A 13,126-nucleotide genomic window follows, 5' to 3' on the forward strand; every position below is an offset into this window, starting at 1 on the left:
GCCCGCGCCCGCGCTCAGCTATTCAGGAATATTCATGGATCATTCCAGCACATCCAGCGGCACCGGGATCGTCAACGGTAACGGGCTCACGTCCGCTTCAGCGGCGGCGGCCAGCCGGTTCGCGCCGGACCGCAGCCGCGACATCGTCTGTCTTGGCCGTCTAGCAGTCGACCTGTACGCGCAGCAGGTCGGCGCGCGGCTCGAAGACGTGTCGAGCTTTGCAAAGTATCTCGGCGGTTCGTCGGCGAATATCGCGTTCGGTTGCGCGCGGCTCGGGCTGGCGTCAGCGATGCTGGCGCGCGTCGGCAACGATCACATGGGCCGTTTTCTCACTGAGACTTTGACGAAGGAAGGGTGCGACGTCAGTCACGTACGCATCGATCAGGAGCGCCTGACCGCGCTCGTTCTGCTTGGTCTGAAAGACCGCGATACGTTTCCGCTGATCTTCTATCGTGAGAACTGTGCGGATATGGCGGTGGACGAAGCCGATTTCGATGAGACGTACATTGCGTCGTCGAAAGCGCTGTTGATTACGGGCACGCACTTTTCAACCGAGCAGGTAAACCGCACGAGCCGGCGCGCACTGGATTACGCGCGACGCAATAACGTGCGCACCGTGCTCGATATCGATTATCGCCCTGTATTGTGGGGTCTCACGGGCAAAGCGGATGGCGAGACCCGCTTCGTCGCCAGCGAGGGCGTGACCGCGCACCTGCAGCGCATCCTGCCTTTGTTCGATCTGGTGATCGGTACCGAGGAGGAATTTCGCATCGCCGGCGGCAAGACCGAACTCGTCGACGCACTCGCGATGGTGCGTGCCGTGACGTCGGCCACGCTGGTCCTGAAGCGGGGGCCGATGGGCTGCCAGATCATCGACGGCAAAGTACCCGCAACGCTTGGCCATGTTCCGGTTCATGGCGGCGTGGAAGTCGAGGTGCTCAACGTGCTCGGCGCGGGCGACGCATTCGCCTCGGGTTTTCTCTCCGGATGGTTGCGTGATCAACCGCTCGAAGCGTGCGCGCGTGCGGCGAATGCGAGTGGCGCACTGGTCGTCTCGCGTCACGGCTGTGCGCCCGCGATGCCGACGCCCGCCGAACTCGACTACTTCCTGCGCGAAGCCAAAACTGATCCGCAACGCATGCGCCGCCCCGACCGCGATGCGACGCTCGCGCGGCTGCATCGCGTCTCCCCTGCCCGCAAACAATGGGACGAAGTGCTCGGCTTCGCGTTCGACCACCGCAACCAGTTCTTCGAACTCGCGCAGCAAACCGGTGCCGACGAAGCGCGCATCGCGCAACTGAAGGGCTTGTTCGTCGAAGCCGTCGCACAGACGGAAAGCGCCCTGGGGTTGCAAGGCCGCATCGGCATATTGAGCGACGACCGCTACGGTCAGGACGCATTGAACGCCGCTACCGGCCGCGGCTGGTGGATCGGCCGGCCGGTTGAACTACCTGGGTCCGTGCCGCTCGTGTTCGACCACGGCCGCTCGATCGGCACCACGCTGATCGCGTGGCCGCAGGAACACATCGCCAAGTGCCTCGTGCAATTTCATCCCGACGAACCGGTCGAACAGCGCCTCGAACAGGAAGCCCAACTGCGTGCGCTCTACGACGCAACACAAGCAAGCGGCCACGAATTGCTACTCGAAGTGATCCCGCCGAAGCACGCGCATTTGCCGCAAGCGCCGGACGTCGTCTATCGCGCGTTGAAGCGGCTGTACAACATCGGCATCTATCCGGAATGGTGGAAGCTCGAACCGATGGACGCCGCGCAATGGCAAGCCGTCGATGCGCTGATCGCCGAACGCGATCCCTACTGCCGGGGCGTGGTGTTGCTCGGTTTGTCGGCGGGTGTCGAGCAATTGAACGAGGGCTTTCGCGCGGCGGCGCAATCGGCGACGTGCCGGGGCTTTACCGTGGGCCGCACGATTTTTCACGAGCCGAGCCATGCGTGGCTCGCCGGAGAAATTGACGACGGCGAACTGATCGCGCGGGTGCGCCGCACGTTCGAAACGCTGATTGCGTCGTGGCGCGCCACGCGCGGAGCGACTAATGCGCAACCCCTCAGGGCGAGCCACGCACATCAGGAGCAAGCGGCATGAACCAGCGCGTATTGCATCATGATGCTGCGTCCGCCAACGATGCCACCCAGGCACATGCGCCATCCGGCGGCACCGTCCGCCTGACGACCGCTCAGGCTTTGGTTCGCTACCTCGCAGCGCTTCGCGTCACGACCGAAGACGGCACCGGCACCGAGCCGCTATTTGGCGGCGTGTTTGCGATCTTCGGGCACGGCAATGTGGCTGGCATGGGCGAAGCCTTGTATCAGCACCGCGAAGCGTTGCCCACGCTGCGTGCTCACAACGAACAGGCGATGGCCCACAGCGCGATCGCCTATGCGAAGGCGCATTTCCGTCGCCGTATGATGGCCGTCACGACATCGATCGGGCCTGGCGCGACCAATCTGATCACGGCGGCCGCGCTCGCGCATGTGAATCGTCTGCCCGTGCTGCTGTTACCCGGCGACGTATTCGTCTCGCGCGCGCCCGATCCGGTGTTGCAGCAAGTTGAAGATTTCCATGATGGCGGCGTCTCCGCCAACGATGCGTTCAAGCCGGTGTCGCGCTACTTCGACCGCATCGTGCATCCAGCGCAGTTGCTCAGTGCATTGCCGCGTGCCTTGCGTGTGCTCACCGACGCTGCGTTGTGCGGTCCTGTTACGCTCGCGTTGCCGCAGGACGTGCAAGCGCAGGCCTGGGATTTTCCGGCCGACTTCTTTGCGCCGCGCGTCGTCACGTTTCACTCCCCCGCACCGCGCGCCGAAGATATCGATGCGGCGGTTGCCCATCTGCGCCGCGCCAGGCGTCCGCTGATTGTCGCGGGCGGCGGCGTGCTCTATGGCCGCGCGACCGATGCGCTGCACCGCTTTGCCACCGCACACGGCATTCCGGTGGCGGAAACGCAGGCCGGTAAAGGTTCGCTCGCGTGGAACGATCCACTGAACGCCGGCGCGTTGGGCGTGACCGGCTCGCCCGCCGCCAATGCGCTTGCCCACGATGCGGACTGTGTCCTCGCGATCGGCACGCGCTTGCAGGACTTCACCACCGGTTCGAACACACTGTTCACGCAGGCCGACGTGATCGGCATCAACGCGAATCCATTCGACGGACTCAAGCATCGCGCGCTGGTGGTCGAAGCCGACGCACGTCTTGCACTGGATGCACTCGCCGAGCCCTTGCAAGGCTGGCACGCGGATCGCACCTGGACCGCGCGCGCGCACAAACTCGCGGCGAGCTGGCGCGATACCGTTAGCACGCTCACACACGCCCCGCAGCGCGACACCGTGCTGCCGTATGAAGGTGACGTGATAGGCGCGGTACAGCGTTCGAGCGCACGCTCCGCAATGGACGACATCGTCGTTTGCGCGGCGGGAACCTTGCCCGCCGAATTGCATAAGCTATGGCGCGCCGGAAAACCAGGCGCGTATCACGTCGAATACGGCTACTCGTGCATGGGCTATGAGATTGCCGGCGGCCTCGGCGCGAAGCTTGCGCGGCCCGCGCGCGAAGTCATCGTGATGCTCGGCGACGGCAGTTATCTGATGATGAACAGCGAGATCGCGACTTCGGTGATGATCGGCGCCAAGCTGATCGTCGTGGTGCTCGACAATCGCGGCTACGGCTGTATCAACCGCTTGCAACAGGCCTGCGGTGGTGCGCCATTCAATAACCTGCTCGACGACTGCATGCAAGGCCCGCTCGGCGCACCGAAGATCGACTTCGCCGCCCATGCACGGGCGCTCGGCGCGCAGGCGGAGCACGTCGCGAACATCGCTGAACTCGAGAGCGCGCTGCAACGCGCGCGCGCCGCCGATCGCACCTACGTGATCAGTATCGACACCGATCCGGCCCGCACCACGGCCGACGGCGGCTGGTGGTGGGAAGTCGCCGTGCCGGAAGTATCGGCGCGCGACACCGTGCGTGCTGCACGTTCGCAATACGACGCGCAACTCGCCGCACGCACCGCGCCTGCCGATCCCAGCGACCGCCCCGGCCACATCGACAACGAATGAGCGACAACGAATGAGGACGCCCGCATGACTGCTTTCGACGTACGCATCGGCATCAACCCCTTGTCGTGGATGAACGATGACCTGCCTTCGCTCGGTGGCGAGACGCCGCTCGACGTCGCGCTGACCGAAGGACGCCAGATCGGCTATCAGGGCTTCGAGCTCGGCAACAAGTTTCCGCGCGAACCGCAGGCGCTGAAGACACTGCTCGCCCAATACGATCTGGCCTTGGTATCCGGCTGGTATTCCGGACGACTCGCGCGACGCAGTGTGGAAGAGGAAATCGCCTCTGTCGGCCCGCATCTCGAACTGCTCGCCCAGAACGGTGCGACCGCGATGGTCTACGGCGAAGTCGCCGATTCGATCCAGGGCGCACCGCAACCGCTGTATCAGCGCCCGCGTTTTTTCAGCGACGCGCAGTGGGCAGCCTATGCGGCACGCGTCGACGAATTCGCACGCTACACGCTGAGCCGCGGCGTGCGGCTTGCTTACCACCATCACATGGGCGCGTACGTCGAGACACCGGCTGACGTCGATCAGCTGATGTCGCGCACGAGCGACGCCGTCGGTTTGCTGTTCGACGCCGGGCACATCACGTTTGCCGGTGGCGATCCGCTCGCGGTACTCGACAAGCACATTGGCCGCGTATGTCACGTGCACTGCAAGGACGTTCGACCCGCGGTGATGAAGCTGGCGCGCAATCGCAACTGGAGTTTTCTCGACGCCGTGATCAACGGTGCGTTTACGGTACCGGGCGATGGCGCGGTGAACTTCCCGGCGATCATCGATCGATTGAAGCGGCATGGATATCGCGGCTGGCTGGTGGTTGAAGCGGAACAGGACCCCGTGGTGGCGCCATCGTATGAGTACGCGCAGAAAGGATTCCGGACCTTGCGAGCGCTGGTCGATGCACCGCTCGACGCCGGTGGCGAGACTAAGCAGGAGGCGGCATGAGTTTATTGGTAAAGGCGCAGCGCGAGGGCCAGACAATCGCGCGGGTGACGCCTGAGTCCGCGTGCTGGCGGTATGTGGGATTTGCTGCTTACCGGCTGGGCGCGAGTGAAGTCGTTCATGTGTTTGAACCGTCTCGCGAGGTTTGCATTGTGGTCCTCACGGGTGCGGTGGATATCGAAACTGCTGACGCCACGTGGAGTTCGCTGGGGTCGCGCGATAGCGTGTTCGAGGATTCCGCGCCGTATGCGGTGTACTTGCCGCCTGGCGTGCGGGCGACGGTTCGCGCTTGTCGCGATGCTGAGGTTGGCGTGGCGAGTGCGCCCGCCAAGGGGGTGTATCCGGCGAGGTTGATCGAACCTTCTTCAATGAAGCGCTCCACACGTGGGAAGGGACTGAATACGCGATACGTATGCGATATTCTTCCGCAGACTGAGCTTGCGGAGTCTTTGCTTGTGGTTGAGGTTCGGACGCCTGGTGGGCATGCGTCCAGCTATCCGCCGCATAAGCACGATACCGATAATGTGCCTCATGAGAGTTCGCTCGAAGAGACTTATTATCATCGGCTCGATCCGCCGCAGGGGTTCGCTTTTCAGCGCGTGTATACGGATATGCGCGATATCGATGAGTCAATGGCTGTTGAGGATCACGATGTTGTGATGGTGCCGCGTGGGTATCATCCGGTTGTTGTTCCCTACGGGTACGAGTCTTATTATTTGAATGTTATGGCTGGGGGGCAGCGGGTTTGGCATTTTCGCAATGATCCTGCGCATGAGTGGATTATTAATAAGGATAATTGATTGTTTTTTTGCCTGCGCGGCGCTTACTGTCTGGGTGCCTGCGGCGTTGGCCTTTCCTTGATTTCTTAGTGGTCTATTAGCGTTGCCCCTGTGCGGGGCGGCACCTACTTCTCTTTGCTGCTGCAAAGAGAAGTAGGCAAGAGAAAGCAGCTCAAACCGCTAACTCTTAAGTGGGTCCCGTGGCTTGGAGGGGGTAGTGGTGCATCTGGAATCCGTGCCCTCGCACATTCGGCGTTAGTGACAAAGCGCTCATCTGGTCCCGCTCCGCACTGCGTGCGTCGCGGACGGGTCAGCATGGGAAACCCGAGGCTTCGGTTAGATGCAGTGGGAGCCATCGACTTCGCCTTGGCGAGGCGCCGAATGAAGCACGAGTGCGAAACCATAGTGGTCGGTTTTATGAAGTGCCTGTCGGCGCGCGCAGCGCCGCTGGAAGTATGAATGCCTTGTCACTCGCGCTGAATGCGCGAGGGCACGGATTCCAGATGCACTACTACCGCGACTGTGCGGGGGACCCGCTTAAGAATTGGCGGTGTGAGCTGCTTTCTCTTGCCTACTTCTCTTTGCAGCAGCAAAGAGAAGTAGGTGCCGCCCCGCACAGGGGCAACGCTAATAGACCAAAAAGAATGCAAGGAAAGGCCAACACCACAAAAGCACAGACGAACAAGCGCCTCGCAGGCAAACCCCCCGCTATTTCCTAGCGGCCAGATCAACCTCCAATCCCCCATCCTCCCCCATCCTCACAGTCCCTTTGGAAACATCCCTCCGATACCCATAAAGATCAAACTTCATTACCCCAGGATTAGAACTATCCCGAATAAAAGTCCTGGCATTCGTGACCAACGAATTAAACATCTTCACATCACCGGACTCGATCCACACAAAGCTCTTCTCCGCCCCGGCAGGCGGCCTTGCAACCGCAACAGAACTATCCCCCTTGAACTTCAACACCAACCCTTCATCCGTCACAGTGGCACTAGCCAACCGCCCCTGCAAAACCGGCGGCGGAAATACGGTGTATTGATCGAACACCAGTTCGTTACCCTTCAACGCAACACCCTTGCGCGTAAAAGGCGTCAACGACGCCAACGGAATATCCAGCGCCCGCAACAGCCCCGCCTGCGGCACCCCCAGTACCTTCACCGAGGTAGGCTCATAGACGAGATGCCGCTCATCCTTGGCCATGATCGTGCCGCTCATCGTTGTCGGCAACCACGCGCCTGGAAAGTGATTCCACAACTTGATTCCGCCCGTCACTTCCAACTTGCCGTCCACCGGCTTCAACTGCAAATCGTTCAGTGAACGCGGCTCATAGTCGAGCAGGTAATCGTTGAACAACGCCGCCATCGCAGGCCAAGGTTCAACCACCTCGCCGCCAATAATGCGAATGTCGTACTGGTCCGGGTCGTCGAGATCGACCGGTTGGCCCGGCTTCTTCGGCACCATCTGCGCATCCAGCGAACGTACATGAAAGCCGATTCGGCCCGATACATAGAAGTCCACATTCTCAACGTGAATCAACGGCACAGATCCCGACGAGTGCCGCTCATCGCTAATCCCGGACAGTGGCGTCGTCATGCTCTGACCGGAAAACGCCGCTCGTGTCCCGACCGGGATCGCGCGTGCAACCGATGCAGTCCGCAAGGTCTGCGGCACGTGTTGCCACACGAGGCGCGCCTGGGCGAGCGACGCCTGTTGCGCACGAATGAAGCTGTCGTTAAAGCGCGCGCTCGCGCTGCCCATCTGCGTCGGCGTATCTTTCGCGGCGCTGGCTAGCGTCGTATATGAAGGCAGGTGTACGTCCAGTGCGCCCGCCTCGTCGAAGGTGAAGTAGCCGGCCGCCATCTGGTCACGGTAGTGGTACAGGTCAAGCACGAACGGCGCGTTCGCATCGAGCGGCGTCAGCGCCATGTCGATGTTCATCGGCATCGAGCGCATGAACTTCACGTCACCACCCTGCACCAGCATGCCGCGTGGCGGCATCGTCGCGGGCCAGTCGATCTTCTGCACCGTGTGGTCGTCGAGCGTGAAGCGCACCCCCGCAGAGCTGGTGTCGATCTGCGTGATCGTCATGCGCAACGCAGGCGGCGGCGTGAGTTTGGCCACCTGCATCACGACGTCGTCGCCGTTGAGACGCGCAATCGGCGTGTCCACTTTCAACAGGTCGGCCATCTTCACGTGAGCGGCCTGCATCAGCTTGTCAGCGCCGACGCCGGCCACTTCGACGTGGTCGGCATGGAACACGAGATCGTCGGCATTGCGCATCGACAGCGACCCCGTCAGCACGATCGGCACCCACGTGTCGCGATGCATCTCGCCCGTGATGCGCAAGGTGCCGCCGTCTTGCGGCACCACACGCATATTGCGCAGCGGCGAGCCCTGGTACTGGAACAGGTAACGATTGAAAATCGCAGTGAGTTTGGCGCTGTCGAGTGTGACGTCGCCCCGGTGGACGTTGATCGTCACGCTGGTCGGATCGTCGAACACGATCGGCTGACCAGCGCGCGCCGGGGTCAGGGTGGCCGCCATGTCGTGAATCATGAAGCCAATGTCACCGGTCACGCGGAAGTCGACGTCGCGCGCAAACATCAATGAACCGTCAATGCCGGAATCGCGCAGCGTCAGCGGACGGCTGCGCTTCTCGGTCATGCCACTCGCAGATGGCACACGTTCAGCGACGCGCTGTTCGGCAGCAAGCTGTTTGGCTTTTGCGAGCTCGAGCGCGGGGCGTGATGCAGAGGCGGGTTGATCGGTGCTTGCGGTCGTGGCGCCGTTCGTAGCACTTGTAGCACTTGTGGCACTTGCGGCACTTGTGGCGTTGGCGGCGAGTCCTGCATCTGGCTGTGATTTTGCGGTCAACGGGCTGTCGTTGTTGCTCACGGCATTCGCCGCGGCGCTCGTATGTGTCGACGGTGCGGATGCCGCGTCGACCGTCGTGGAACTCGCGTCGGCGCATGCGGACATTAGCAGCACGGCCGTCGCCAGCGCGACGCCCACCCCGGCGCGCGCGCGCCACGTTTCACCCAGCGGCAACGTCCTTTCAAGCGGCAGCGCTCTTTGACGCGGCTGCGCGCGTTGAAATGGCTGGATCCCTTGAAGCGGTCGCTGCGAGGGCTCCCTCTGCACGCCGTCGACCGAATTTTCGCCCAATGGGCCTGTCTGTTTCATGACGTCTCCTCCTGAAGCCGCGGTGCGTCTTTTGCGCGTCCGGCACGGCATGGTCTGTCGCGCATACGCCGGCTTTAAACACCGTGCCGCCGTTGCGCGCCTTTACCTTGATTGTCTTGATTTGTTGGCGCGCTGCCGACAAGATTTCTGGAGGACGCCCACCAAACGATCAAGCGTTTGAATCGCTACAACAAGTCATTGGAAAGCCCCGCACGTCGGGCGTAAGCGGTCTGCGCGCAAACGGGATTCAAACGGCATGCCGGAAGCGATTTGAGCGCAGAGAGAGGGGCGCATGCATCGCGAAGTGCCTAACGTGCACGTCAGGACAACAAAATGACCGCGAATTCGAATGCGGCGCTGCAATAAAACCGCGGAGAGATGCCTGCCAGTTGATTCTGGTGGTACGCGTGGCGACGCCGATGAACTAACGGCTGCACCCGCCCTGCCAGGGCACGTCCCGGCTACCCCACCCCGAGCCATTCCTGCATCACGTCCGGCCGCTTCACAAACGACGCGAGCGCGTCATTGAAGACAATCTCGCCATGCCCCATCACCGCCACCCGGCTGGCGATGTCTTGCGCAATCACGAGCCGCTGTTCGATCAACAGCATCGCCACACCACGATCACGCAGCATCCGCAGACATCGTGCGACCTGCCCCATCACCTGGCTGGCCAGCCCTTCGCCGGGTTCGTCGATGACCAGCAGATCGGGATCGCCGAGCAATGCCCGGGCGAGCGTCAGCATCTGCTGTTCGCCGCCCGATAACGCCCCGGCGCGTGTGCGCTTTCTTTCGCGCAGGACAGGGAATAGTTCGTAGGCGTCATCGAAGGCAAAGCGCGGTGTGCGGCCGCGAGCGCGGGGCGCCACACCGAGTTGCAGGTTCTCGTGGACACTCAGTGCCGGAAAGACGTCGCGATGCTCAGGCACGTAACCGAGTCCCAAGCGGGCGATCTCGAAGGTGCGTAGTCCGCCGATCGCATGGCCGGCAAAACGCAATTCGCCCTCGCTGCGCACAAGCCCCATGATCGCGCGCGCCAGCGTCGAGCGTCCGGAGCCGTTGCGTCCAACCAGCGCGACAACTTCGCCTGCTTCGATCTGCAACGTGACGCCGTGCAGCGTCTGACTTGCGCCATACCAGGCGTTCAGTTGTCGAATGTCGAGCAAGGCGGTCATGCGCGGAAGCCGTCGCCAAGATAAGCGGCGCGCACCGCCGCATCCGCGCGAATCGCCGCCGGTGTGCCGGTCGCGATGATGCGGCCTTGCACCAGCACCGAAATGCGGTCGGCGATCGCGAACACTGCGTCCATGTCGTGCTCGACCATCAGTAACGTGCGGCCCGCAGTGGCCGTGCGAATCAGTTCGATGGCGCGCGCCGCTTCGGCGCGGTTCATGCCGGCGGTGGGCTCATCGAGCAGCAAGGTGTGCGCACCGCCTGCGAGCGCTAGGCCAAGATCAAGCGCGCGCTGCTCGGCATAGCTCAGTGTGCCGGCCTGGGTACGCCGGCGCGCGCTTAAGCCCACCGCTTCGAGCACCTGCCCGGCGCGCGCGTCGACGGTGCTGGAACCGCTGAACCGCTGCCACCAGCGCGTGCGGTCGCGCTCGGCCAGCATGGCCGCACAGCGCAGGTTGTCGAATACGCTGAGACGGGCGAACACGCTGGTGGTCTGGAAGCTGCGCGCGAGACCTCGGCGCGTGATCGCGGCGGGTGCCAGACGCGTGATCTCCGCACCGAACAGATCGATGCGCCCGGCGTTCGGCCGCGCGCCGCCGGCGATCAAATTGAAGAGCGTCGACTTGCCGGCGCCGTTCGGCCCAATCAATGCATGGCGCTCGCCAGGTTCGATCGCAAGATCGACGCCGCGCAGAATCTGCGTCGCGCCGAAGCGCTTTTGGATGCCGTAGAGCGCGAGGGCTGGAATCATCGCGCGTCTCCGGTGACCCGCGCGACGCTGGCGCGAACGGCAAGACGTGCTTGCGCGCGAACCGCGTAGCGCGCTGTGACTGCTGCCGGCGCGGCCAGCATGAACACCGCAACGCCGAGCCAAAGATGCGGCGAGCCCGTCTCCAGCGGCACGCCGATGACGTTGAAAGCCGCGCCATCGTCCACGCCGAATTGCACGGCGTAAGCCCACTGCACCGCGAGCACGACGGCCAGCGTCCACAGCAGCGCTGAGGCCGCGCCCCATAGATAAACCTTGCTGCACACGCGCCAGCCGTAGGCAGCGATGCGTGCCGTGTGCCGCTGTACGAAGCCCGCCAGTCCATCCGGCGACGCCACCACGACCACGATGAAGAACAGCCCCAGATAGAGCAGCCAGGCACGCGTCACGCTCGCTACCGCGATGCTGAAAAAAGTCAGGGCGATCGCGCCCGCGACCGGTCCGAAAAATGCCGCCGGGCCGCCTATCACCGTCGCGATCAGCACAGCGCCCGAGCGCATCATGCCGACGCTTTCCGTCGACACCAATTCGACATTGATCAGCCCCAGCGTGCCTGCAATACCCGCGAAAAACGCCGACATCACCACCACCCCATAGCGGATGCGGCGCGGATAGCAGCCGATCGCCGCGGCGCGCGCCGGGTTGTCGCGCACGGCGTTGGCGAGCCGCATGAACGGTGTGCGCGACAACGCGAACATCGCCACGCTCGCCAGGACGCACCACAGCGCGATCAGCGCATACGCTTCTCGTGCCGGGCCGAAGCTCCAGCTTGCGAGCATCGGGCCGCTCGCACGATCGATCGGCACGCCGGCCTCGCCGCCGAACCAGTCGGGCAGCGTCCACGCGGCCGCCGCGACGAGTTCACCGATGCCGAGCGTGATCATCGCGAAAGCCGTCCCGGCGCGCCGCGTCGACACGAAACCGAACAGCACCCCGCACAGCGCGCCGCCGATGCCGCCGATCAACGGCAGCAACACCAACGGCACGCCAATGCGGTTGAACACTTGCGCCGCGATGAGCGCGCCGAGGCCGGAATAAGCGGCATGGCCGAAGGACAGCAGGCCGGTTTCGCCGAGCAGCAGGTTGTACGAGAGCGCGAACACGATCATCGTCGCAGTCTGCGCGAGATAGGCTAGCAGCCAGCTTTGCGGCCAGATAAAAGGCGGCACGGCAAGGAACAGGACGAGTGCGAGCCACGGCGCGAACATTCGCGACATTGAACGAGACATGGCCGCAGGCACAGCGAATTCGAGTGGTTCACGCATGGTCGTCACGCCGCCCGAATAGTCCACGCGGACGCAGCGCCAGCATCGCGACAAGCAGCAGATACGGAATCAGCGGTGCGAGTTGCGCAAGCGTCAGCGCGTCCCACTCGACCGGCAACTCACCGCCGAATATCGCTGTGAGATCGCCCAACGATACGTCGCTCGCCACCGCAAAGGTCTGTACGCAACCGACGATCAGCGATGCCGCCAGCGCGCCGCTCAACGAGCCCAATCCGCCGATCACGACCACCACGAACACAATCGAGCCGAGCGATTCCGCCATTGCCGGCTCGATCACGAAGAGCGGCGCGCCGATCACGCCGGCCAACGCGGCGAGCGCCGTGCCGGCCGCGAATACGCCGGTAAACACGCGCGGCACGTTGTGGCCGAGCGCCTCGACAGCGCTCGGATGCGTGAGCGCGGCGCGCACGATCAACCCCGCCTTCGACACGCGCAGCACCGCGTACAGCACCGCCAGCATCGCCAGCGACACGGCCATCATGAACACCCGGTAGCGTGCGAAGGCCGCGCCGTAGACAGTGAACAACGGCCCGTCGAGCGCGGCCGGAACGGTGGCACTCAGCGGACTCAAACCCCAGCCGAGTTTGACCAGTTCGCCGAGCAGATACGCTGCGCCGAAAGTCAGCAGCAACTCTGGAAGATGACCATGCACCCGCACGCGGCGTAGCAGCCAGCGCTCCAGCGCCGCGCCGATCAAGCCGACGATCAGCGGCGCGATCACCAGCGCACTCCAGAAGCCCGCATGCGCCGCCACCGAAAAGCCGACGTACGCGCCGAGCATATAGAAGCTCGCGTGGGCGAAATTCAGCACGCCGAGCATGCTGAAAATCAGCGTCAAGCCTGCCGACAGCATAAACAGCAGCAGGCCGTAACTGACACCGTTAAGCAGATTGATGACGAACGACTGCACGCGC

Annotated in this window: 9 protein-coding genes; 4 read left to right on the top strand and 5 right to left on the bottom strand. The window is 63.3% G+C overall.

Translation table 11 applies throughout. The annotated features are described in order from the left end of the window. Window positions 1-34: 34 nt before the first annotated feature. From KHO31_RS02740 to iolB, 4 genes are read left to right on the top strand one after another with little or no spacing between them, the layout of a single operon-like run. The gene (locus KHO31_RS02740; RefSeq protein ID WP_211622651.1) at window positions 35-2,101 is read left to right on the top strand and encodes a bifunctional 5-dehydro-2-deoxygluconokinase/5-dehydro-2-deoxyphosphogluconate aldolase; all 2,067 of its coding nucleotides are present in this window, start codon (window positions 35-37) and stop codon (window positions 2,099-2,101) included. Then, on the top strand, window positions 2,098-4,071 hold the full coding sequence (gene iolD / locus KHO31_RS02745; RefSeq protein WP_201069931.1) for a 3D-(3,5/4)-trihydroxycyclohexane-1,2-dione acylhydrolase (decyclizing): 1,974 nt from the start codon (window positions 2,098-2,100) through the stop codon (window positions 4,069-4,071). Before KHO31_RS02740 ends, iolD begins: the two co-directional genes overlap by 4 nt. Window positions 4,072-4,095: 24 nt before the next feature. Next, a complete protein-coding gene (gene iolE, locus KHO31_RS02750) occupies window positions 4,096-5,022 on the top strand; it encodes a myo-inosose-2 dehydratase (RefSeq protein WP_211622653.1) in 927 nt (308 codons plus the stop codon). Continuing rightward, window positions 5,019-5,819, top strand: coding sequence for a 5-deoxy-glucuronate isomerase (gene iolB, locus KHO31_RS02755; RefSeq protein WP_211622655.1), 801 nt, complete (start codon window positions 5,019-5,021; stop codon window positions 5,817-5,819). The genes iolE and iolB overlap by 4 nt, the downstream gene beginning before the upstream one ends. A gap of 687 nt (window positions 5,820-6,506) precedes the next feature. Here iolB and KHO31_RS02760 read toward each other — a convergent pair. The 5 genes from KHO31_RS02760 to KHO31_RS02780 all read right to left on the bottom strand — a co-directional run bounded on the left by KHO31_RS02760 (window position 6,507) and on the right by KHO31_RS02780 (window position 13,122). Beyond that, window positions 6,507-8,780 carry a hypothetical protein gene (locus KHO31_RS02760; RefSeq protein WP_211622834.1) on the bottom strand — a complete coding sequence of 758 codons (2,274 nt, stop codon included), beginning with the start codon at window positions 8,778-8,780 and terminating at the stop codon, window positions 6,507-6,509. Window positions 8,781-9,445: 665 nt separating this feature from the next. Then, window positions 9,446-10,159, bottom strand: a complete 714-nt coding sequence (locus KHO31_RS02765) for an ABC transporter ATP-binding protein (RefSeq protein ID WP_201069940.1) — start codon at window positions 10,157-10,159, stop codon at window positions 9,446-9,448. Continuing rightward, window positions 10,156-10,908, bottom strand: a complete 753-nt coding sequence (locus tag KHO31_RS02770) for an ABC transporter ATP-binding protein (RefSeq protein ID WP_201069943.1) — start codon at window positions 10,906-10,908, stop codon at window positions 10,156-10,158. The genes KHO31_RS02765 and KHO31_RS02770 overlap by 4 nt, the downstream gene beginning before the upstream one ends. Then, window positions 10,905-12,191 carry a branched-chain amino acid ABC transporter permease gene (locus KHO31_RS02775; RefSeq protein ID WP_201069945.1) on the bottom strand — a complete coding sequence of 429 codons (1,287 nt, stop codon included), beginning with the start codon at window positions 12,189-12,191 and terminating at the stop codon, window positions 10,905-10,907. Before KHO31_RS02775 ends, KHO31_RS02770 begins: the two co-directional genes overlap by 4 nt. Then, on the bottom strand, window positions 12,184-13,122 hold the full coding sequence (locus tag KHO31_RS02780) for a branched-chain amino acid ABC transporter permease (protein ID WP_201069947.1): 939 nt from the start codon (window positions 13,120-13,122) through the stop codon (window positions 12,184-12,186). Before KHO31_RS02780 ends, KHO31_RS02775 begins: the two co-directional genes overlap by 8 nt. Window positions 13,123-13,126: the final 4 nt, after the last annotated feature.

It is taken from the genome of Paraburkholderia domus (assembly GCF_905220705.1).
GTDB lineage: Bacteria > Pseudomonadota > Gammaproteobacteria > Burkholderiales > Burkholderiaceae > Paraburkholderia > Paraburkholderia domus.

Bases quoted from the DNA above. Each gene is read 5' to 3' on its own strand.
- KHO31_RS02765 (WP_201069940.1), bottom strand. From the start codon at position 10,159: ATGACCGCCTTGCTCGACATTCGACAACTGAACGCCTGGTATGGCGCA.
- iolB (WP_211622655.1), top strand. From the start codon at position 5,019: ATGAGTTTATTGGTAAAGGCGCAGCGCGAGGGCCAGACAATCGCGCGG.
- KHO31_RS02760 (WP_211622834.1), bottom strand. From the start codon at position 8,780: ATGTCCGCATGCGCCGACGCGAGTTCCACGACGGTCGACGCGGCATCC.
- KHO31_RS02775 (WP_201069945.1), bottom strand. From the start codon at position 12,191: ATGCGTGAACCACTCGAATTCGCTGTGCCTGCGGCCATGTCTCGTTCA.
- iolD (WP_201069931.1), top strand. From the start codon at position 2,098: ATGAACCAGCGCGTATTGCATCATGATGCTGCGTCCGCCAACGATGCC.
- KHO31_RS02740 (WP_211622651.1), top strand. From the start codon at position 35: ATGGATCATTCCAGCACATCCAGCGGCACCGGGATCGTCAACGGTAAC.
- KHO31_RS02770 (WP_201069943.1), bottom strand. From the start codon at position 10,908: ATGATTCCAGCCCTCGCGCTCTACGGCATCCAAAAGCGCTTCGGCGCG.
- iolE (WP_211622653.1), top strand. From the start codon at position 4,096: ATGACTGCTTTCGACGTACGCATCGGCATCAACCCCTTGTCGTGGATG.